The sequence below is a fragment of the Burkholderia sp. LFS061 genome, assembly GCF_047978125.1.
Lineage (GTDB): Bacteria > Pseudomonadota > Gammaproteobacteria > Burkholderiales > Burkholderiaceae > Burkholderia > Burkholderia pyrrocinia_C.
The window spans coordinates 67,861-88,980 of record NZ_JBFPFS010000003.1; the positions used below are offsets into that span (position 1 = coordinate 67,861).

A 21,120-nucleotide genomic window follows, 5' to 3' on the forward strand; every position below is an offset into this window, starting at 1 on the left:
ATTTAACGTAAACGCAAATCATTCTCAATCCGATTACCAGATACCCCTTCCGGTTGTCAGGATTTGTCTGAACAATTGACGGGATCGTTGTTCGAGCGAACGTGATCGCGCGATGCCGACCGCGCACGCATGCGTCAATAGATAAACAACCGGATCGTCGCCGTCGCATCGAATCGCCCGATCTTCGGCGGCCCGAACGACTTCAGCACCGCATCCATCAGCACGCTCTGATTCATCACGTTGGACGGAAACTGCGTCAGCGTGAACTGTTCGTTGAACGGAATCGCCTTGCCCTGGCTGTCTTCGATGCCGATGCCGAAATTGCTGTCCTTCGCAGGTACCAGCAAACCGTTCTGAACCGGATAGCTCGTTTCGAAGTACCCGTCGACGCGCACCGCGACGTTGCATTTCTTGGTCAGCGACAGCGAAAAGCGCTTGCGCGGCACCGCCGGCAGGAAGCCGTTGCCGACCGCCTGCACCTGTCCGAAATTGACGATGCCCGGCTCGGGCGTCACGAGTACGTCGACGAAGCACGGCGTCGGCTTGAGGTTGCGCAGGCCGCTCAGACGGTACTGGAAGCTCGTGCCGAATGCATTCAGCCCGAACTCGCCGTCGAACTGGAACACCGTATAGATATCGCTCGGCGGCTGGACCCAATTGCCCTTCTTGCGCACGACGACCTGATAGTCGATGCTGATGCGCGTCTGCTGGCAACGCCCGCGGTCGAAGTCGTACCTGCTGCACGGCGGCACCGAATATCCGGTAAACACCCCGCCGCCGCGATTGCTGGTCTTGTCGAAATAGTCGACGCCCTTGTAGCGGATGCCGATCTCGAGCCCCCATGCGGCAGGGTTCGTGCGATTCGGATTCGCGTAGAAATAAATGTTGTCGACGACCTTCAGGCTGCCGTCGTCACCCAGGTCCTTGTAGCAGTACCCCGACGTCGTGCGCACCGGCGACACCCAGATCACGTAGCCGTCCGGCGCGTCGGTCGGATATGACGCAACACCGCCGATCGGCTCGGTCAACGAAGTCGCGCCGCTGTTGGTCAGGCAGCGCAGTGCCCACGCAGGCTGCACGGCCGCGACCAGCAGCACGAGTACGACCCAGCGCAACCATGCCGCCGGCGATTCCCGATGACGCATTCCCCCGCTCATTTCTTCACGCTCTTGCAAGCCCCTGCCTCGCACGCATACTCGACCGCCACCTGGCCGCCGTAATCGTCGATATGCGTGACGAACAGCGTCGACGGCGTCGCGGCCTTGAACGGCACGTCGGCCGTGCTCATCGGGCTCACCATCACGGGCTCGATCGGCACCGGCGTCTTCTGCGCGCCCGAGCTCACGTCGACCACCGTCACGTGATACGGCGTCGGGTTGTCGAACACCAGCTTGTGCGCGGCCGCGTCGACGCGCAGCGTCATCGGCAGCGTCCAGTCCTCGTCGCGCGCGGGCTGCGCGGCCTTCGGCCGGTAGAACAGCTTCATCTGCGTATGCAGCGCGATCTGCAGCGTGTTCGGCGTATCGGTCTTCGGCGGCACTTCGCGGATGTTCAGGTAGAACACCGATTCGCGATCGGCCGGCAACTCGGTGCCCGGCAGCTTCGCGATCCTCAGCACGTTGCGCTCGTTCGCCTCGACGCGCTGCAGCGGCGGCACGACCATCAGCGGCGACGTGATCTTGTTGCCTTTCGCGTCCTCGAGCCACGACTGCACGAGATACGGATACGTCGTGCTCTTGTTCGTGATCGTGACGATCGCGGCCTGCTCGCCTTCGTTGAAGATCACGCGCGTGCGGTCCGGTACGATCGCCGCATGCGCGGCGCCCGCGAGCAGCGCGCCGGCGGTCGCGAGCGCGCACGACGCGCGGCGCGGGAAGGAAAGGGAAAGAGAGTTTTTCATCGCAGGATCCGTGGAATCATCGTTCGACCCGCGCGGCCGCTGCGTGCGACTCGCCGGGCGTCTGGCACGTCACCGGGATCGGCGTGCCTTCGAGTTGGAGCTGGTTCGGCAGCGCATCGACCGTGCAGAGCGTGCGTTCGCCCGCGCGCACCGCGAGCGACGACTTCGGCTGAACCTGCGTCAGGAACGCCGCACCGCCCTCGCCGACGATGCCGAGCTCCTTGCCGTTCGCCGCGTCCTGCACCGACGCACCGAACGGCAGCGGCTTGCCGGCCGGGTCGGTCAGCGTCAGGTACAGGTTGCTGCCGCGCGCGGCGGCGAACTTCACGAAGCCGATCGCGCCGTCGGTCAGTACCATGCGCTGGATAGGGTTCGTCACCTGCACTTCGAGCGGTAGCTTCTCGACGTTGACGGTCGCGTCGTACACGTTGTACGGCGAGATGCCGTCGAGCACTGCATAGCCGCGCGAATCGGTATGCGTGAGCGTGCCGGACAGCGGCACGTCGGGCACGCCGTCGGTCGACACCAGCAGCCGCGTATCGCCCGCGTTGCCGTTCGCGTGCGCGGACACGCCGTACTGCGTCGCGACGAACGAACCGTCGACCTCGAGCGACGCGGCCGCATACGCATTGGCGAGCGTCGACGCCTGTGCCGTGAGCTGGTACGCCGACGCACGCTGGCGGAAGCTCGCGTTCGCCGATGCGCGGCCGTCGGTCGCGCCCGCGTTGACCTGGTAGGTGCGGCCATCCGGATCGTCGTAGATGTAGCCCGCGTTCACGCTCGTGCTGCCGCTGCCCGTCGTCAGGTTCGACGTGACGGTGTGGCGGCCGCCGATCGGCAGCGTCGCGGTGATCGAAAACTGGTTGCCGCTCGCGCCCGCGCTCTGCGTGCGAAATGCCGACACGCTGACGTTCAGGTTGCGCAGCGCGCCGACCGAGAACGCACGCGTCAACGTGAGGCCGACGCGCTGCTCGGACGAGCGCGCCCAGTAGGTCGTCTGGTCGTACGAGAAATAGGTCGACGTGTCGCCGAAGCGCTTCGACATCGTCGCCGAGTAGCGCTGCTTGCTGTTCGCGAGGCCGTACGCGGTCGGGTCGCCCGTGAACTGCGCGAAGTTCGTGTAGTCGCGTTCGGAGAAGCGGTAGCCGAAGAAACGCACGTCGGCGTCGAGCCCGTCGAAGTGCTTCGAGTAGTTGACACGGTACGAGTTGCCGTTGCGCGTCGCGCCGTTCCACCACAGGCGCGCCCGCGCATGCGTGACGTCGGCCGACACCGCGCCGAACGCGCCGAAATCGCGGCCGATGCCGAGCGCGATCGACGTATAGCCCGATGCGGCGATGAAGCCGCCGTACACCGTGACGTCGAGCGGCAGACCATACGCGATTTCGCCGAAGCCGAAGAACGGCGTGATGCCTGCGCCGCCGAACAGGCGCGGCTTGCCGACGGCAGCCTTGTAGCGCAACTGCCCGGTGCGCGCGAGAAACGGCACGGCAGCCGTCGTCACCTGGAAGCGCTGCACGCTGCCGTCCTCTTCCTCTACCGCGACGTCGAGCGTGCCCTGCACGCTCGTGTTGATGTTCTGCAGCGCGAACGCGCCCGGCGACACGCGCGTCACGTACAGCACGCGGCCCGCCTGCGACACGGTCACGGTCGCGTTGGTACGCGCGACGCCCGCGATCAGCGGCGCATAACCGCGCAGCGAAGGCGGCAGCATGCGGTCGTCGCTGCGGATCGACGCGCCCGTCAGCGCGAACGTGTCGAAAATGTCGGAGCTCAGGTAGTCGTCGCCGAACGTCACCGTCGACTGGATCGACGGCAGCGCGCGAAACGCGTAAAGCCGGCTGAAGCGGAACGTGCGGTCCGCGTACGCCGTGTTGCCCACGTTCGACTGCGCCTGGTAGTCGCCGCGAAAGCGCCATGCATCCCAGTTCGCGCCGATCGTCCCGTAGGCCTGGATCGAATTCGTCTGCCCGCCGCCCGCACCGAAGTTGCGGTTCGTGTTCGCGATCACGCGATAGTCGAGCATCGCGCCGGGAATCCCTTCGGACCAGCGCTCCGGCGGCAGGTAGGTCGAATCGGTGAATTCGAGCGCGGCCTGCGGAATCGTGATCTTGAGCCGCCCGTCGCTCTTCAGGTAACGCACGGTCGCCCCCTCGATCGCGCCGAGGTCGACGCAGCGTCCGCCCTGGAAGCGCGGCAGGTCCTTCGCGAGCGAAGGCTTCAGCCCGAACTGCGCGACGAGCTCCGGCCGCAGGCATGGCTTGCCCGCTCCGGACGCGTCGACGGCGACGAACTCGATCGCCTGCAGCCCGTAGAACAGGTCGTTGACCTGCACATCGAGCATGTACTCGCCCGGCAGCGTGAAGTCGGCCTGCGAGAACTGCGACAGGTCGACATTGCTCGTTCCGTCGATGTCGAGAAACGACGCATTGAATTCCGTCGCATGGCTCTGGCTGCCGACGACCAGCACGCAGACGCAAAGGAAGGAATGTCTGATTCGCACGCGACGCTACCGGAAGTCCGAGGAGAAGGAAACAGGAAGGAAAGAAGAAGGAGGAAGGGATGCACGCACCCCTCCTCCGATACGGACGCTTACTGGTAGCGGACCGTGAAGTTCGCGACGCCGTCGGCGGTACCCGGCGTCACGCCGGCTGCCGTCGCTTCGTACATCGCTGCGAAGCGTGCGATGTTCGTGCCGTTTTGCAGCACGGTCGGGGCCTTCTGCTCGGCGCCGTTGTCGAGGTATTCGCCCGACGCGGCCTGCAGGCGGATGCCGACGTTGGTTGCCGAACCGATCGTGGCGAGCAGCTTCGGCTGGCCCGCGCTCGACGTGCCCGTGAACGTGAAGTACGCGTTCTGCGCGATGCTCGTGTCGCAGTCGGTCAGCTTGATGTCGAAGTTGGTCGGCGTGGACTTGTCGCCAGCCTGCTTGAACACGTTGGTCGGCACCTTGCCGAGGTTCACGGTCTGGTTGACCGAGCCCGAATCGATGCCGCATGCGCCCGCGACGATCTCGCCCGTGAAGTTGATCGTGCCGGTGCCCGCTGCGAAGGCCGAGGTCGACAGGGCCGCGAGTGCGACAGCGGTCAGGAGGGATTTTTTCATGACGTTTTCCGTGAGAATTGCAAAGGGAATGGACGACGTGGCGGATACAAAAGGCAGCGTGTGGTTGGCTCCCGTCCGTCACGAGGCGGCATTATCGAGATAATCGTGAAAGTTTTTTGTAAATCATTGTTAAATGCTTCTGACAATGTTCGATTTACATCTCGCAAATCACATCCCCTCCCGACAATCCCCAATCCACTCGATTTACCCCGAAGTTATTTTTTTCCCCACGGAACCGATTGAAGATTAACGATATTTTTCTTCGATAGCCCAAATAATCCACCTCATCCTTGCTGGTATTGGCGCGCCTCGGACTCGATCCGAAAAAGACAAAACCTTGTCCAATGCCGCCATCGTTGCCGGACGGCAACACCGACATCAAATCATTTTCAACTGACAGGAAATTAACCCCGAATTTAGACAGCCCCGATTTATTGCGCAAACGATTGCGAAACGAATACAAACGTTTTGCCGCGACACTTTGTCACCCTCATTAATTCCAATACACGAATTAATCCGATCGTCAATTATCGATCGAGATTCAGGCATTTGCGTGGCCGTTGGCACGCGATGTGCGTGTCTGAATGGACGAGATGAAAAAGGAAGATGCGCGGCGCACGTTTGCGCCGGATGGCGACACGATCGGTCGCCGGATGCGGGCCGTTCCGGAAGATGCCCTTCCGCGCTGCCATGGGATGAAAAACGATCTGGATGACTTGCCCGGCAGCGGAAGCCAACGCCAATAGCGATCGGCGATGCAGCGGGCAACGATGTCGATCGAGACGGCGACCGTGCGGCCGCCGTCTCGTTGCCCGGCGCGCTGCGGCGTCAGGCAACGCACATCATGCGGAAGCCGCGACCTCCGTCGACGCCGACCCCGATGCGGGCGCCCAGCCGCCGCCGAGCGCGCGATACAGCGCGATCGCGTTCGCGAGCCGGAGCTGCTTGAGCCGGATCAGTTCCTGCCCCGACTCGTACGTGCTGCGCTGCGCGTCGAGCAGTTCGAGATACGTCGCGACGCCGCCCGCATAACGGCGCTCCGCGAGCTTCAGCCGCGCACCGTCCGCCGTGTAGACGTCCTGCTGCGCAGCCAACTGACGATCGATCCAGTCGCGCGCGGCGAACGCGTCGGCCACTTCGCGGAACGCGGTCTGCACGGTCTTCTCGTATTCGGCGACCGCGATGTGCTTGCGCGCGTTCGCGACGTCGAGGTTCGCGCGATTGCGTCCGCCCGCGAAGATCGGCAGCGTGATGCGCGGCGCGAACGTCCACACGCTCGTGCCAGCCGCGAACAGGCTCGAGAACGCGTCGCTGACCGAGCCGTAGTCGGTCGTCAGCGCGATGCGCGGGAAGAACGCCGCGCGTGCGGCGCCGATCTGCGCGTTCGCGGCCTTGAGCCGCGCCTCGGCCTGCCGGATGTCCGGCCGCCGTTCGAGCAGCGCGCTCGGTGCGCCGGGTGCCACGGGCGCGATCGACAACGTGTCGAGCGCGGTCGCGTCGCCGGGCACGTTGCGCGCGAAATCGCCCGCGAGCAACTGCAGCGCCCGCCCGGCCTGCGCATGCTCGCGCTGCAGCGCGGCCTGCGACGCACGCGCGGACGCCACCAGCATCTCGGCCGAGCGCAGCTCGATCGCGTCGCTCGTGCCTGCCGCGTAGCGGCGCTGCGTGAGCGCGGCGATGCGCTCGCGTGCGTCGAGCGTGCGCTGCGCCAGCGCGAGCTGCTCGTACAGCGAGCGCTCCGACACATATGCCCCCGCCACTTCGGCGATCACGCCGATACGGACCGTGCGCTGCGCGTCGGCCGTCGCGAAATATTCGGCGAGCGCCGCGTCGGACAGGTTGCGCACGCGGCCGAACAGGTCGAGTTCGTACGCACTGACGCCGACGCCCGCGCGATACAGCCCGCTGATCGCGCTTTCGCGCACGACCGGGTCGTACTGGCGCACGCGTTCATAGCCGAGATTCGCATCGACCGACGGCATCAGGTCCGCGCGCTGCACGCCGTACAGCGCACGCGCCTCCTCGAGCCGGCCGGCCGCGATCCGCAGGTCGCGGTTGTTCGCGAGCGCCGCGTCGATCCACGCCTGCAGCGCCGGATCGGTGAAATACGCATGCCAGTCGTCGAGCCGCGCGGCGTCGGCAGGCGTTGCATCAGACGTCGCAGCCGGCTCCAGGCTTCCGTCGGCTGGCGCATAGGTGGCCGGCACCGGCGCCGCCGGCCGCTCGTAGCGCGGCGCGAGCGAGCAGCCGGCGAGCGCGAGCGTGGCGGCCAGCGCGAGCTGCGCCCGCAGCACGGCGCGTGCATTCAGCGCAAACATCATCGGGATCCCTCCATCGTCGCCGGCTGCGTGCCGCCGCGCCGGCGCGGGCCGACGTCGAACAGGCGGCCGACGATCACGAAAAACAGCGGCACGAGGAACACCGCGAGCACGGTCGCCGTGATCACGCCGCCGAGCACGCCGGTGCCGATCGCCATCTGCGCGCCGGATGCCGCGCCCGACGCGAACGCGAGCGGCAGCACGCCGACGCCGAACGCGAGCGACGTCATCACGATCGGCCGCAGCCGCAGCCGCGCGGCCTCGAGCGCGGCATCGACGAGCGACATGCGCTGCGCGACCAGATCCTTCGCGACTTCGACGATCAGGATCGCGTTCTTCGCCGACAAACCGATCGTCGCGATCAGCCCCACCTTGAAATAAATGTCGTTCGGCATCATCCGCAGCGTGACGCCGAGCACCGCACCGATCACGCCGAGCGGGACGACCAGCATCACCGCGAACGGGATCGACCAGCTCTCGTAGAGCGCCGCGAGCGCGAGGAACACGACCAGCACCGACAGCGCGAACAGCATCGGCGCCTGCGCGCCCGACAGCCGCTCCTCGAACGACTGTCCCGACCACGCGTAGCCGATGCCGGCCGGCAGCTTCGCGGCGATCCGCTCGATCGCGGTCATCGCCTCGCCGCTGCTGTGGCCTGCCGCGGCCGAGCCGTTGATCGTGAACGACGGATAGCCGTTGTAGCGCGTGAGCTGCGGCGGCCCCATCGTCCAGTGCAGCGTCGTGAACGCCGCGAGCGGCACCATCTCGCCGCGCGCGTTGCGCACGCGCAGCTTCTTCACGTCGTCCGGATCGAGCCGGTGCAGCCCGTCGGCCTGCACGACCACGCGCCGCACCTGCGTGCCGTGCATGAAGTCGCCGATATAGTCCGAGCCGAACATCACCGCGAGCGTCGTGTTGATCTCGTCCATCGACACGCCGAGCGCCGACGCCTTCGCGCGATCGATGTCGAGCTTCAGTTGCGGCGCGTCCTGCGTGCCCGCGAACATCAGGTCGGTGAGCGCGCGGTCCTTGCCGCCCGCCGCGAGCAGTTGCTCGCGCGCGGCGCTGAACGTCGCGTAGTCGAGCCCGCCGCGGTTCTGCAACCGGAAGTCGAAGCCACTCGACGAGCCGAGATCGGGCAGCGCCGGCGAGTTCATCGCGAACACCGTCGTGTTCGGCGTGCCCGCGAAGCGCTCGTTGACGCGCACGACGATCGACTGCACGTGATCGCGCGCGGCCTTGCGCTCCTTCCAGTTCTTCAGCGTGACGAAGATCATCCCGCCGTTCGGCCCTTCGCCGTACAGGTTGAAACCGCCGAGCGCGAACGTATACGCGGCCGGCTCGTCGGTGCGGATATACGACTCGACCTCGCGCACGCTCTGCATCGTTTCCGCGAGCGGCGTGCCCTGCGGCCGGATCACCATCACCATGAAGTTGCCCTGGTCCTCGTCCGGCAGGAACGCGGTCGGCAACTGCGTGAGCATCAGCGCCGCGGCCGCGGTCAGCGCGCCGTACACGACGAGCCAGCGCAACGGCTTCTTCAGCATCGCGCCGACACGCGTCGCATAGCGCTGCGTCGCACGCGCGACGAAGCGGTTGAACCAGCCGAAGAAACCGCGCTTCTCGTGATGGTCGCCGGATACGGGCTTGAGCAGCGTCGCGCACAGCGCGGGCGTGAGCGACAGCGCGAGGAATGCCGAGAAACCGATCGACACCGCGAGCGACAGCGCGAACTGCCGGTAGATGTTGCCCACCGCGCCGCCGAAGAACGCCATCGGCACGAACACCGACGTCAGCACCACGGTTATCCCGACGATCGCGCCGCTGATCTGCTTCATCGCCTTGACGGTCGCGTCGTACGGGCCGAGCCCTTCCTCGACCATCAGCCGCTCGACGTTCTCGACCACGACGATCGCATCGTCGACGAGGATGCCGATCGCGAGCACCATCCCGAACATCGTCAGCACGTTGATCGAGAAGCCTGCCGCATACATCACACCGAACGTGCCCGCGAGCGCGACCGGCACGACGAGCGTCGGGATCAGCGTCGCGCGCAGGTTCTGCATGAACAGGAACATCACGAGGAACACGAGCACGCCGGCCTCGATCAGCGTCGTGACGACCTTGTTCATCGACACGCGCACGAACGACGACGTCTCGTACGGAATCTGGTACTTCACGCCCGGCGGGAAGTACGCGGACAGCTCGTCCATCGTCGCGCGCACGCGCTTCTCGGTCGACACCGCATTCGAGCCCGGCGCGAGCTTGATGCCCATCCCGGTCGCGACCTTGCCGTTCACGTACGACGGATAGTTGTAGTCGTTGCCGCCGAACTCGACGCGTGCGACGTCGCGCAGGTATAGCGCGGAGCCGTCGGCCTGCGTGCGCAGCGCGATCGCGCCGAAATCGGCCGGCGTCTTCAGCGGCGCGTCGGCGAACACGGTCGCCGCGATCGGCGCGCTGGCCGGCACCGCGCTGCGGCCGATGTCGCCAATCGTCACGCGCGCGTTGTGCGCGCGCACCGCCGACGCGATGTCCGACGCGGTGAGGCCGTGCCCGGCCATCTTCACCGGGTCGGGCCAGATCCGCATCGCATATTCGGCGCCCCAGAACTGCACCCTGCCGACGCCGGCGACGCGGCGCAGCGCCTGCACGACGTTCGCCGATGCATATTCGCCGAGCTGCACGTCGGTCATCCGGCCGTCGTCCGACGTCAGCGACACGACGAGCTGGATGTTGTCGGCGGCCTTCTCGACCTGGATGCCGTCGCGGCGCACGGGCTCGGGCAAGCGCGCCTCGACCGTCTTCAGCCGGTTCTGCACTTCGACGGCTGCGAGATCGGCGTTCACGCCCTGCTTGAACGTCAGGTACAGCGACGCCATCCCGGCGCTGCTCGTCGCGGACGTATACATCAGCCCCGGCGCGCCGTTCATTTCGCGCTCGATCAGCGCGGTCACCGATTCCTCGACGACCTGCGCGGACGCACCCGGGTATGTCGCATAGATGCTGACGACGGGCGGCGCGATGTCCGGATATTGCGCAACGGGTAGCGTGCGGATCGCGAACGCGCCGCCCAGCATGATGAAGATTGCGATCACCCACGCGAAGACGGGGCGATCGATGAAGAAACGTGCCATGTTGGTTTGAACCGGTCAGGTTTGACGGGCGGCCGCTTGCGAAGCGGCCGCTGCCGGCGCCGCCTTCGACGGCGGCGCCTTCTCGACGGGCTTGACGGCCGTATCAGGCGCGAACTGCGCGGCATTGTCGACGATCACGCGCTCGCCGCCCGTCAGGCCGCGCGTGATGCGCCAGTCATGGCCGCTCATCTGGTCGGCCGCGACCTCGACGTCCTTGACCTTGCCGTTCGTGCCGACGACACGCACCGATGTGCGATCGGTCGTGCGCAGCAGCGCGTCGCGCGGCACGAGGATTGCCCGCTGGTCGACCGCGGTGTCGAGCGCGATCCGCACATACGCGCCCGGCAGCAGCTCGCGCTCCGGATTCGGGAACAGCGCGCGCATCGCGACGGTGTCGGTGGTCGGGTCGACCGCGAGATCGCTGAACAGCAGCTTGCCCTTCAGCGGATACGCGGTGCCGTCGGCGCGCAACAGCGTCACCGCGATGTCGTGCTGCGCAATTCCCGTCGCGCGGCCGCTCTTCACCGCGCGGCGCAGCGCGTCGACATCGGCGGCCGGCTGCGAGAAGTTCACGTAGATCGGATCGAGCTGCTCGACGGTCGTGAGCGGCGTCGCCTGGTCCTGGCCGACGAGCGCGCCTTCGGTCACGAGCGCGCGCCGTGCGCGGCCCGCGATCGGCGCGGTGACGGTCGCATAGTCGAGCTGCAACTGCGCACGCGCGAGCTCGGCCTTCGCGGATACAACCCCGGCTTTCGCCTGCGTGTCGTCGGCAACGGCCTCGGTATGGTCGCGCTCGCTGACCGCGCGGTCGCGCACCAGATCGTCGTAACGGCGGCGCTTGTCGCTCGCCGCGAGCGCGGCGGCCTGCGCCTTCGCGAGCGCACCCTGCGCGGCGTCGCGCGCGGCCTTCAGCGGCGCGGGATCGATGCGGAACAGCACCGCGCCCTGCTTCACTTCCTGGCCTTCCTCGTAGGTGCGCGCGGTGACGATGCCCGCGACCCGCGCGCGCACTTCCGCCTGCCGGTACGCGTCGAGCCGGCCCGGCAATTCGACGGTCATCGGCACGGCTGTCGGGCGTACCGTGACGACGGTCGCCTGCTTCGCGGTCTCTTTCTCCGCGTCCTGCCCGCCCTTGCCGCATCCGGCCACGACGAGCGCGGCCGCCAGCGTGAACGGCGCCAGCCGGCGGTAGCGCGACAGGAAGCAATTGTTGTTATTCATGGTGACCTCGGATCGTTCGCCGCCGATAAAATGCGGCGGCTCAGGGTGGTCGATTATAATCAGTCACGACTGATTAAATAAACGCTGTTTCAACCTGAACGCCACACTGTCTCAATAAAACGACAGCGAATTGTAAGGAAACTCACGACATGGCCCGCAAGACCCGGGAAGAATCGCTCGCAATCAAGCACCGGATCCTCGACGCCGCCGAGCTCGTGCTGCTCGAGAAAGGCGTCGCGCAAACCGCGATGGCGGACCTCGCCGAGGCCGCCGGGATGTCGCGGGGCGCCGTCTATGGCCACTACCGCAACAAGATGGAAGTGTGTCTCGCGATGTGCGACCGCGCGTTCGCGCGCACGTCGGAAGGCTTCGACGCGGGCGACGGCCTGCCGCCGCTCGCCACGCTGCGGCGTGCCGCGTCGCACTATCTGCAGGAGTGCGGCGAGCCGGGCCCGATGCAGCGCGTGCTCGTAATCCTCTATACGAAGTGCGAGCAGAGCGAGGAAAACGGCGCGCTGCAGCGGCGCCGCATGCTGCTCGAGCTGCAGATGCTGCGAATCACAAAGGCGCTGCTGCGCCGCGCGATCGCGGCCGGCGAACTCGCCGCCGATCTCGACGTGCATCTGGCCGCCGTCTATCTCGTGTCGCTGCTCGAAGGCGTGTTCGCGTCGATGATCTGGACCAACCGGCTGCGCGGCAATCTGTGGAACGACGCCGAAGCGATGCTCGACGCCGGCTTCGACGCCGTCCGCACGTCCGCCGCGCTGCGCGGCCGCGCGCAAAAATTGCCGAATTGACGAAAATCGTCGTAACAAATGCTGATTTAACCCGATTTACCGCACTGCGAAACGAATGAGCTGACCCCCTTTAAAATTTTTAACGTTTCGCGGAACATCGGTAGACTGACGCTGTCATCATTCTTTAGCGTCTTCGTGATAACCGGGTTCGACCCGGTAAACACGCCGCCGTTCGAAGCGGGCCCGCCCCGCGCGTTGGGTCGAACGGAAACGACACAGGCCCCCGGCGGGGCCTGTTTTGTTGCACGCCCGCCGCCCGCCCCGTCGCCATTCGACGGTTGAGCCGCCGGCGGCCCCTGCCCACACCCCCTTTGAACCGCTTTCCTGGATGTGGACACCTTGGTCAAGCCTGCCGCAACTCCTGATGCTTTCGCGCCCGGCCGCGCGCAGCGCGTCGTGCGCGCGCTCGTGCCGGCCGCCGTGCTCGGCGCCCTCGCCGCCCTCGGCCTTGCCGCCGCGCTGCCGGCCGTATCGCAACTGCCGGGCGCCGTCGACTCGGGCACGGCCGTGCTGCCGCAGCGCGTGCTGTCCGACACGCCGTTTCCCACCGCACAGCATTTCGTGACGAGCGAGCTCGCCCGCACGATCGGCGAGCGCAATGAATACGGCGAACGCAACGACCGCAGCCTGCAGCCGGGCCTGTTTGCGCCGCTCAGCGCACACCGCAACGACATGCTCGGCTATGCGAGCCTGTTCCAGCTTGCGCCGCCCGAAAACCAGCACGGAATGCGCGCGGGCGACATCGAGTTCACGCTGTCCGATACGCTGAACCGGCTCGACGTGCCGCCCGAGGTGCGCATCCAGCTCGGCGATCTCGTCACCGGCAAGGTCGCGATGCGCGCGAGTGCACAGCGCGGCGACTATTACCGCGTCGCGTTCGATACGACCGACGGCACGCCGCGCCTCACCGCACTCGAACTGCGCGTCGCCGGCCGCACGTTCGGCGCGATCTGGTTCCGCGCGCCGGGTGCCGAGCACGGCGCGTACTACACGCTCGACGGTTCGCCGCTCGAAGCCGCCGCGTTCACGATGCCGGTCAAGTGGACGCGCATCAGCTCGTTCTTCGGCGAGCGCGTCCATCCGCTGTCGCAGGCGATGGCGCTCCACACGGGCGTCGATCTCGCCGCGCCGTCCGGCACGCCCGTCGGCGCGGCGGCCGACGGCGTCGTGTCGTTCGTCGGCACCGATCCGGGCGGCTACGGCCGCTACGTGATCGTCGATCACGCGGATGGCTACTCGACCTATTACGCGCACCTGTCCGCGTTCGCGCACGGGCTCAAGACCGGCGAAATCGTGAAGCAGGGCCAGCGGCTCGGTTCGGTCGGGATGACGGGTGCCGCAACGGGCCCGCACCTGCATTTCGAGGTGCGCGTCGCGAACGACCCGGTCGACCCGCTGGTCACGCTTGCCAACGCGCAGACGGCGCTGTCCGACATGCAACTCACCGCGTTCCGCCAGGAAGCGGCGCAATGGCGCTTCCGCCTCGCGTCGATCAATACGGCGCCGTTCGCGTTCGCGCAGAACGACGGGCCGCTGTGGGGCGATTTCGCGACCGACAAATCGACGCTGCGCGCGGTCTTCAACACGCACTACTCGGCGTCGTGACGCGCGTGCCGCCCGCCGCCGCTCCGGAAGCGGCGGCGCAGGCGGCCGGCCATCTACCGCTCCTGTCCGTACTGCACGCCGGGCCCGACCTGCCCGGTGTGCTGCCCGCTGCGGATATTCACTAGCGCTTCCCCACTGGCCGTTCGTCACGGCCACGGCACACCGTCACCGCGCGGGTTCCGTGCGCTCGGCGCTCGCCTGCTCGACACGTTCCGCACGCTGGCCGCGCGACAACAGCCAGCGTGCCGCGCCGTCGAGCGACGTGCACAGCACCAGATAGATCGCCGCGACGAACAGGAAGATCGGCGCCGGATACACCATCAGCCGGTTGTTCACCTGCGTCGCGACGAACGAAAGTTCCGGCACGCCGACGATATACGCGAGCGACGTGTCCTTCACGAGCGCGACCCACTGGTTGACGAACGACGGCGTCATGATCCGGATCGCCTGCGGCAGCAGCACATGGCGCACCGTCTGCCAGCGCGTGAGCCCGAGCGACAGCCCGGCCTGCCATTGGCCGTCGCCCGCGGCGACGATGCCCGCATGCACCGCATGCGCGAGATACGCGCCGCCGACGAGCGCGAGCGCGCAGACGACCGTCGCGAGCCCCGGCACATCCATATGCAGCAGCACGGGCATCAGGAAGTACATCCAGAAGATCAGCATCAGCACGGGAATCGCGCGGAAGAACCCGATGAACGCGAGCAGCAGCAGGCGGCCGGGACCGCGCGCGAGCGCCATCGCGACACCGAGCGCGATGCCGAGCACGGCCGATGCAACGGCCGACGCGATCGCAAGCACCAGCGACAGCGCGGCGCCGCCGAGCGGGCCTTCCGGGAACGCGCCGACGAGCAGGTACGGCAGGTTGGAGAGCAGCAGCGAAAAATCCATCGTCAACGCCTCGCGCCAAGCCGGTCGCGCCATTGCGTGGCCGCGTACGCACCGGCCTCGATCGCGGCCACCGCCGCGACGTACAGCAAGGTCGCAACGCCGAACGCGGCGAAGGTCTTGAACGTTTCCGTTTCGACCTGCCGCGACGCATACGACAGCTCGGCCACACCGATCGCCATCGCGAGCGACGAGTTCTTCACGAGATTCATGTATTGGCCGAACAGCGGCGGCAGCGCGATGCGCACGGCCTGCGGCAATACCACGTAGCGCAGCGACTGCATCGGCGTGAGGCCGAGCGCGGCTGCCGCGTCATGTTGCGCGCGGCGCACGCCGCGCAGGCCGGCTTCGTATTCCTCGGCGACGAACGCGGCCGTGTATGCGCTCAGCCCGACCCAGCCCGCGACGAATTCGAACGATGGCCATGCGAGCGTGAGCGGGCCCGCGCTCACTTCATGGCGCACGTTCAGCCACGCGATCCACGTGTCGGGCAGCAACGACGCGACGCCGAAATACCAGAACAGCAACTGCACGAGCAGCGGCGTGTTGCGGAACGCGACGACGTATGCGGCGGCCGCCGTGCGCGGCACCCTGCCGCGCGCATGCCGCATGACCGCGAGCAGCAGCCCGCCGGCGGTCGCGGCGACGGCCGACGCGGCCGCGAGGCCGAGTGTCAGCAGGAAACCCTGCCAGAGCCAGGACAGATATTTGGGAGCCAACCCGAGCATGCTGAGGGACGTGCGCTAAGCACGCGATCGGAAAAAACAAAACGCGCCGCGATGCCGGTGTTCCGGCAGGCCGCGGCGCGCGTGCAGTATGGATCAGGTCTTGTCGCCGATGCGGAAGATGCGCGTGAGCGGCGTCTTCGTCGTCGGCCCGAACCATGCGTCGTAGATCTGCGTGGCACGGCCGTTCGCCTCGAGCCCCTTCAGCGTGTCGTTGACGAAGCCGAGCAGGCGCGTCTCGCCCTTCGGCACGCCGACGCCCATGTAGTCGTTCGAGATCGTGAAAGCGGGGATCTCGTAGTTCTGCTTGTCGGGCACGTTCGCGAGCAGGCCGATCAGCTTCGGGCCGTCCTGCGTGATCGCCTGCACGTTGCCGGCGCGCAGCGCGGCGAACGCGAACGGCGTGTCGTCGTACGCGACGATCGTCGCCTTCGGGAATTTCTCGCGCAGCGTGATCTCGTTCGTCGTGCCCTTGTCCGCGCCGACGCGCAGGCCGTTCAACTGGTCGGCCGATTTCAGCACGCCCTTCTTCGCGAGAAACTGCTGGCCCGACGAGAAATACGGAATGCTGAAGTCGACCTGCTTCGCGCGCTCGTCGGTGATCGTGAAGTTCGCAAGCACGAGATCGACCTTGCCGGACGTCAGGAACGGAATGCGGTTCGCGGGGTTGGTCGGCTGGAGTTGCAGCTTCACGCCGAGCTTGTCGGCGAGTGCCTTCGCATAGTCGACGTCGAGGCCGACGATGTGGTTGTTCTTCGCATCGACATAACCGAACGGCGGGTTGCTGTCGAACGTCGCGACGCGCAGCACGCCGGCCTTCTTGATGTCGTCGAGGCGGTCCGCATGCGCGACCGTGCCTGCGGTAACGAGCGCAGCCCCGACGAGCCACGTAGCGAGAGTGTGGATTTTCATGAGCACGACCTGATTTGTCATGAAGGCCGCCGCGGATCGCGCGGCGGCCGGTTCGAGGAACATCGCGACGAAGTGTGGTGTCGCGAAGCCGCTAACGTATCAGCGCGTGCGGCGAATCCGAACCAACAAATGGTGCTTTGCTCAGCGGGTTTCGTGATGACGCCGGGCCGGCGCCGGCCTGATCGCCGAACCGCGCGTCACGTTCATGGAAACGTAAACGAGAATTCCGCGCCGCCGCCGGCATAGCCGGGCTGCAGCTCGGCATCCGCACCGGTACGGATGTACTGCGCGCGCAACGGCATCACGGCCATGTCGCCGGTGCGGCGCATCGGATACTGGGTGGCCGCGCCCGGCTCGCCGTACGCGATCCGCTCGCCGGTCAGCGCATTCGTCATCACGATGTTGAACCCGCGCGCGACCGTCTGCCCGGCAGGCGCGCTCAGTTGCAGCAGCGTCTTGTCCGGATTCGGCTGCGCGGCCTTGTCGCGGAAACTGATCGACGGCTTTGCCGCTGCCGCGCACTGGCTGAGCGCGATATCGAAATCGACCGGCTTCGACATCGAGTTCACGCTGGGAAAATGGTTGATCGCGAAATTGCCGAGCGTCACCGGCACGATCATGTTCGACTGGATCTCGCAGCGATTCGGTACATGGATCTCGCACTCGCTGCCGATGCAGACGTTGCCGACGCCGACAAAGGCCTTCATCTGCTTGCACAGGTTGGGCGGCGTCGTCTGCTCCGGCACCGTCACCGTGCCGCCGATCGACGCGACGCCTTTCGGAAAGTCGATCGCATAAATCGCGACGGTCGGATTGCCCGGCAGGTTCTTGACGACCAGCTTGCCTTGCGGCAGTTGCGAAACAGGCTTGTCGAGCACCAGAAACTGCCGGAAGCGCGCCATCTGTATATCGTTGCCGCCTTCTCCCGCTCGACCGAGATCGGTCTTTGCGGTTACCACCGGCAGTGCACCTTGCTGCAGCGTGCGCTCGCTGCTGTCGTCGGACACGCCGGCCCATTTGAAGCCGATCCCGTTGACATTCGTCTGCGCAACACCGTCCGCGATGACGCTGCCCGGCGTCCAGTGTGCGGCACTCACCAGTTCGTGCGCCGTCGGCGCGGTGCCGTACGTAAACGAGACCATCAGCGAAACCGTGCGTTGATACAAGGTCGCGCCGACCGGCGTCGCGCTCGTCAACGGCGTGACCATGCGCCAGGATGACGCTTCGGGGTTGCTGAACGTGCAATTCAGCGCGGTCGCACCACTGCCGCCTTGCGCCATTGCGTGCGTGCCGAATGCGAGGATGTATCCCGCCGTCGCCAGGCGACGCATCACCCGGCCGACTCGCCCGAGCCGGCGCCGTCGAATCGTCTTCATGCTGCCCTCCCGTTGAATCGGCGGCGGGCGCCGGCCATGCTCGCCCGCCGCCTGCTGCATTACTCGATCACACCGAGATTGAGACCGGCAATCTTCTGCAGCGCAGCCTCGCCGGACGTGACGCTGTTGCGGAAGATGCCCCGGTTGATGCCAACGAGGCCGCCGAAGGTCTGGTTCGACGATCCATTGACCCGCCCGCTTGCGGCAGCGCGCTCGACGAGCCCCGCGTTCAGGCCGACCAGGCCGCCGAGCGTCGAGTAGTAGCCGGCGCCGACCGTCCCCGACGCCGATACGTCGCGCATCGTGCCGAGGTTTTCGCCTGCGAACCCGCCCACCGTGCTCGACGAGCCGCCCGTCACGTTGCCGGTTGCCGACGCGGCCTCGATCGTGCCGAACCGCGTGTTCGCGCCGGCGAACCCGCCCACCGACGCGCCGGTACCGGCCGACACGTCGCCGCTCGCGTCGACGTTGGCCAATTCCGCCTCGTTGCTGCCGACGAAACCGCCCGTCTTGCTGTAACTGCCGCCCGTCGTCTTGCCGCGTGCGACCGCGTGAGCAATTCGGCCGCCGAGATGACTGCCGACGAAACCGCCATTGGCGCCCTGACCACCCGTTACCGCACCATGCGCTTCCGCCATGTCGATGAACGCGTTGTCGCCGAGATTGATGCCGACGAAACCGCCCGTCGAACCTGTCGATGAACTCGAGACGGTGCCCAGCGCCTTGCTGTCGGCCACGTTGCCCTGGTTCAGCCCGACGAAGCCGCCGATTGCCTGCGCGTATCGGCCATCCACGACACCGCTCGCACTCGAACCGGTGATCGTGCCGGTATTGCTTCCGACGAACCCGCCTGCCGTGCCGCTCGAGCCGCCCGTCACGCGCCCCAGCGCCGATCCGTCGACGATCTTGCCGAGCAGGTTCGCACCCACGAGCCCGCCGACGTTCACGCCGGCGAGGTTGTAGCCGGATGTGGTGCCGGATGTGGTGCCGCGACTCGTCGAGCGCAGAATTTCACCGCCCCGGTTCACGCCGACGAGACCGCCGATCGACGCGCGGTTCGATGCGCCGCCGGATACGGTCGCGTTGGACTCGCTGTCGGACACGATGCCGGCAAGCTGATCCAGGCGGTTCTCGCCGACCAGGCCGCCGACGGCGTCCGACATGCTGTTGCCCGTTACCGATCCCGAATACGACGTCCGGGAAATCTCGCCGCTATTGATGCCGACCATACCGCCCAGCGCATTGTTGCGGCTGGCGCCGGCACTCACCTGCATACCCGTCGCGGTCACGTTCGAGATCTTGCCGGCGTTTTCGCCTACCAGCCCGCCGATGGCCACCGGACCGACGCCCGACGCAGCGCTGACACGCAACGACTTCAGGTTGAGGTTGGCGAGCGTGCCGGTGTTGCGGCCGAACAGCCCGGAATACGCATCGCTGCTCGCGATGGTGAGGTTGCTGATCGTGTTGCCGAGGCCGTCGAACACGCCGGCGAACGACGCGCCCGAACCGATCGTCTTGAACGCGGTGCCGTAGTAATAGGAACCGGCGATGTCGTTGCCGAGCACGTACAGCCCGTCGAGATTCGCATTGACGGCCTGCAACTGCTGCAGATTCTGGATCACGGTATAGCGATAGCCGTTCGATTCGAAACCGGCGCCGGCCCCCGACAGCGTCACGGCCGCGCCGCCGGAGAGCGAGTGCGCGACGCCGTAGTCGAGCGTCAGCAGCGCGTTCGCGCCGGTCAGCGCGATCGGGGCCGCGATCCGCACGCTCTGCTTCGCGTCGATGGCCAAACGCGCATTCGCGCCTGTCGCGCGCAGCGCGCCGTTGACCGACACGTCGCCCTGCCGGCTGGCCAGCGTCAATCGGTTGCCGCCGGCCCAGGTCACCGGCCCGTCGACCGACAGTTGCCCGCGTTCGGCGACCAGTTCGACATCGGTGGTCGCGAGATTGCGCGACAGCGTGTCGGCCACGATCGTGCCCGGCTGATTCGCACCGGCCTTGACCGACACGTCCGACGACGCGATACGCCAGGTGCCGACGCGCCCGTTGGTCGCGCGCGTGTCGACCATCGTGCCGAGCGCCACCTTCACGTCGGCGCCGCGCGTTTCGACCGTGCCGCCGTTGCCCGGCGTCGTCGCGCTCGCGTTCAGCACGCCCGCGACGTTGACGGTGCCGGCGTCGTGACCGTCCAGCGAGATCCGGCCCGCGGCACTCCTGAGCGTGCGCGCCTCGATGACGCCCTGGTTGTTGACCACCGTGCGCAGCAGCGTATCGGCGGTCTTCGCGCTCATCAGCACCTGCCCGCCGTCGGCCCTCAGCAACTGCTCGTTGCTGACCAGCGCGTTGACGATGCCCTGGTCGATCTGCACGCTGAGCAGCTTGCTGCCGTCGAAGTTCAGCGTGGCGTCGCTGCCCGCGCCCAGCGCGACGGTGCCCATCTGCGCCTGGACGATCCCCTTGTTGACGACTTTCGCGCCGAGCAGCGCGATCGCGCCGCCTTCGCCCGCCACGAGATTGCCGGCGTTCTGCACTTCGCTCGGCGACTGGCCGGAAAACCGGAAGCGGCCTGCCTCGAAGTCGTCGTTCCTGATATCCAGCGTCGTCGCCACCAGGCCGCCGACATTGACCTGCGCGCTCTTGCCGAACAGGATGCCGTTGGGATTGACGAGGAACACGCGGCCGTTCGCATCGAGATTGCCGTGGATTGCGCTGCCGTCCTGGCCGACGACCCGGTTCAGCGCGATCGACGCCGCGGACGGCTGGTTGAACGTGACGCGCTGCCCTTTGTCGATGTTGAACGTTTGCCAGTCCGTCACCAGCTTCTCGCTATGCTGGTTGATCGACATCTGCTGCCCGTTGTCGTAGCGATGAATGTCGGCTTTCCCGGACACGATCTTCTCGCCTGTCGGCAGCGCATGCGCGGATGTCGCCGCGCCGCCGGCGAGCAGCGCCAGCACCGCGACGACACGTGCGCGCGTCGCGGACTTGCCGTGCCGGCGTACCCGTTCGCCGGCGACCTGCCAGGCGCCTTGCGCATCGTTCCATATCAAAGAGTAGGTCTTGTTCACTTTCGTTTTTCCTTGTTGTGGTTGAATCCCTGCCGATGCCCGCGGCAGGACGGGTACTTCAAGCA

General features: G+C 66.7%; 16 protein-coding genes. 3 read left to right on the forward strand and 13 right to left on the reverse strand.

What is annotated here, in order from left to right; all coding sequences use genetic code 11:
- Positions 1–134: 134 nt before the first annotated feature.
- The 5 genes from ACNQQL_RS03305 to ACNQQL_RS03325 form a co-directional block, all read right to left on the reverse strand.
- On the reverse strand, positions 135–1,157 hold the full coding sequence (locus ACNQQL_RS03305; RefSeq protein WP_416392513.1) for a fimbrial protein: 1,023 nt from the start codon (positions 1,155–1,157) through the stop codon (positions 135–137).
- Positions 1,154–1,900, reverse strand: a complete 747-nt coding sequence (locus tag ACNQQL_RS03310) for a molecular chaperone (protein WP_347063196.1) — start codon at positions 1,898–1,900, stop codon at positions 1,154–1,156. Before ACNQQL_RS03310 ends, ACNQQL_RS03305 begins: the two co-directional genes overlap by 4 nt.
- 16 nt (positions 1,901–1,916) lie before the next feature.
- Positions 1,917–4,370 (reverse strand): fimbria/pilus outer membrane usher protein, encoded by a 2,454-nt coding sequence (locus tag ACNQQL_RS03315; protein WP_347063340.1) that lies wholly within the window; start codon positions 4,368–4,370, stop codon positions 1,917–1,919.
- Positions 4,371–4,492: 122 nt separating this feature from the next.
- The gene (locus ACNQQL_RS03320; protein WP_034184132.1) at positions 4,493–5,005 is read right to left on the reverse strand and encodes a fimbrial protein; all 513 of its coding nucleotides are present in this window, start codon (positions 5,003–5,005) and stop codon (positions 4,493–4,495) included.
- Between the two features lie 154 nt (positions 5,006–5,159).
- On the reverse strand, positions 5,160–5,468 hold the full coding sequence (locus ACNQQL_RS03325) for a hypothetical protein (RefSeq protein ID WP_347063197.1): 309 nt from the start codon (positions 5,466–5,468) through the stop codon (positions 5,160–5,162).
- 121 nt (positions 5,469–5,589) lie between these two features.
- Between ACNQQL_RS03325 and ACNQQL_RS03330 the strand changes: the two genes are divergently transcribed.
- The gene (locus tag ACNQQL_RS03330) at positions 5,590–5,751 is read left to right on the forward strand and encodes a hypothetical protein (protein ID WP_347063198.1); all 162 of its coding nucleotides are present in this window, start codon (positions 5,590–5,592) and stop codon (positions 5,749–5,751) included.
- Positions 5,752–5,847: 96 nt separating this feature from the next.
- On the opposite strand, the gene ACNQQL_RS03335 is transcribed toward ACNQQL_RS03330, so the two are convergent.
- The 3 genes from ACNQQL_RS03335 to ACNQQL_RS03345 are packed head-to-tail and all read right to left on the reverse strand — an operon-like array spanning position 5,848 to position 11,681.
- Positions 5,848–7,323, reverse strand: coding sequence for an efflux transporter outer membrane subunit (locus ACNQQL_RS03335; RefSeq protein WP_347063341.1), 1,476 nt, complete (start codon positions 7,321–7,323; stop codon positions 5,848–5,850).
- A complete protein-coding gene (locus tag ACNQQL_RS03340) occupies positions 7,323–10,460 on the reverse strand; it encodes a multidrug efflux RND transporter permease subunit (protein WP_347063199.1) in 3,138 nt (1,045 codons plus the stop codon). The genes ACNQQL_RS03335 and ACNQQL_RS03340 overlap by 1 nt, the downstream gene beginning before the upstream one ends.
- Positions 10,461–10,475: 15 nt before the next feature.
- Positions 10,476–11,681: a MexX/AxyX family multidrug efflux RND transporter periplasmic adaptor subunit gene (locus ACNQQL_RS03345; RefSeq protein WP_347063200.1), complete on the reverse strand. Its 1,206-nt coding sequence runs from the start codon at positions 11,679–11,681 to the stop codon at positions 10,476–10,478.
- 149 nt (positions 11,682–11,830) lie between these two features.
- Between ACNQQL_RS03345 and ACNQQL_RS03350 the strand changes: the two genes are divergently transcribed.
- Complete coding sequence (locus ACNQQL_RS03350) at positions 11,831–12,478, forward strand: TetR family transcriptional regulator (protein WP_174418752.1); 648 nt, start codon at positions 11,831–11,833, stop codon at positions 12,476–12,478.
- Positions 12,479–12,817: 339 nt separating this feature from the next.
- On the forward strand, positions 12,818–14,083 hold the full coding sequence (locus ACNQQL_RS03355; protein ID WP_347063201.1) for a M23 family metallopeptidase: 1,266 nt from the start codon (positions 12,818–12,820) through the stop codon (positions 14,081–14,083).
- A gap of 165 nt (positions 14,084–14,248) precedes the next feature.
- Here the strand turns inward: ACNQQL_RS03355 and ACNQQL_RS03360 are convergent, their stop codons facing one another.
- The 5 genes from ACNQQL_RS03360 to ACNQQL_RS03380 all read right to left on the reverse strand — a co-directional run bounded on the left by ACNQQL_RS03360 (position 14,249) and on the right by ACNQQL_RS03380 (position 21,055).
- On the reverse strand, positions 14,249–14,974 hold the full coding sequence (locus ACNQQL_RS03360; protein ID WP_347063202.1) for an amino acid ABC transporter permease: 726 nt from the start codon (positions 14,972–14,974) through the stop codon (positions 14,249–14,251).
- Positions 14,975–14,976: 2 nt separating this feature from the next.
- Entirely contained in the window at positions 14,977–15,699 is a 723-nt protein-coding gene (locus tag ACNQQL_RS03365) for an amino acid ABC transporter permease (protein WP_347063203.1), read from the reverse strand.
- Between the two features lie 93 nt (positions 15,700–15,792).
- Entirely contained in the window at positions 15,793–16,608 is an 816-nt protein-coding gene (locus tag ACNQQL_RS03370) for an ABC transporter substrate-binding protein (protein WP_175739745.1), read from the reverse strand.
- Between the two features lie 203 nt (positions 16,609–16,811).
- Entirely contained in the window at positions 16,812–17,984 is a 1,173-nt protein-coding gene (locus tag ACNQQL_RS03375; RefSeq protein WP_347063204.1) for a fimbrial protein, read from the reverse strand.
- Positions 17,985–18,043: 59 nt separating this feature from the next.
- Positions 18,044–21,055: a GLUG motif-containing protein gene (locus tag ACNQQL_RS03380; RefSeq protein ID WP_347063205.1), complete on the reverse strand. Its 3,012-nt coding sequence runs from the start codon at positions 21,053–21,055 to the stop codon at positions 18,044–18,046.
- Positions 21,056–21,120: the final 65 nt, after the last annotated feature.

Coding starts and splice junctions, on each gene's coding strand:
- ACNQQL_RS03305 (WP_416392513.1), bottom strand. CDS start 1,157: ATGAGCGGGGGAATGCGTCATCGGGAATCGCCGGCGGCATGGTTGCGC.
- ACNQQL_RS03310 (WP_347063196.1), bottom strand. CDS start 1,900: ATGAAAAACTCTCTTTCCCTTTCCTTCCCGCGCCGCGCGTCGTGCGCG.
- ACNQQL_RS03320 (WP_034184132.1), bottom strand. CDS start 5,005: ATGAAAAAATCCCTCCTGACCGCTGTCGCACTCGCGGCCCTGTCGACC.
- ACNQQL_RS03330 (WP_347063198.1), top strand. CDS start 5,590: ATGGACGAGATGAAAAAGGAAGATGCGCGGCGCACGTTTGCGCCGGAT.
- ACNQQL_RS03335 (WP_347063341.1), bottom strand. CDS start 7,323: ATGTTTGCGCTGAATGCACGCGCCGTGCTGCGGGCGCAGCTCGCGCTG.
- ACNQQL_RS03340 (WP_347063199.1), bottom strand. CDS start 10,460: ATGGCACGTTTCTTCATCGATCGCCCCGTCTTCGCGTGGGTGATCGCA.
- ACNQQL_RS03345 (WP_347063200.1), bottom strand. CDS start 11,681: ATGAATAACAACAATTGCTTCCTGTCGCGCTACCGCCGGCTGGCGCCG.
- ACNQQL_RS03350 (WP_174418752.1), top strand. CDS start 11,831: ATGGCCCGCAAGACCCGGGAAGAATCGCTCGCAATCAAGCACCGGATC.
- ACNQQL_RS03360 (WP_347063202.1), bottom strand. CDS start 14,974: ATGGATTTTTCGCTGCTGCTCTCCAACCTGCCGTACCTGCTCGTCGGC.
- ACNQQL_RS03365 (WP_347063203.1), bottom strand. CDS start 15,699: ATGCTCGGGTTGGCTCCCAAATATCTGTCCTGGCTCTGGCAGGGTTTC.
- ACNQQL_RS03370 (WP_175739745.1), bottom strand. CDS start 16,608: ATGAAAATCCACACTCTCGCTACGTGGCTCGTCGGGGCTGCGCTCGTT.
- ACNQQL_RS03375 (WP_347063204.1), bottom strand. CDS start 17,984: ATGAAGACGATTCGACGGCGCCGGCTCGGGCGAGTCGGCCGGGTGATG.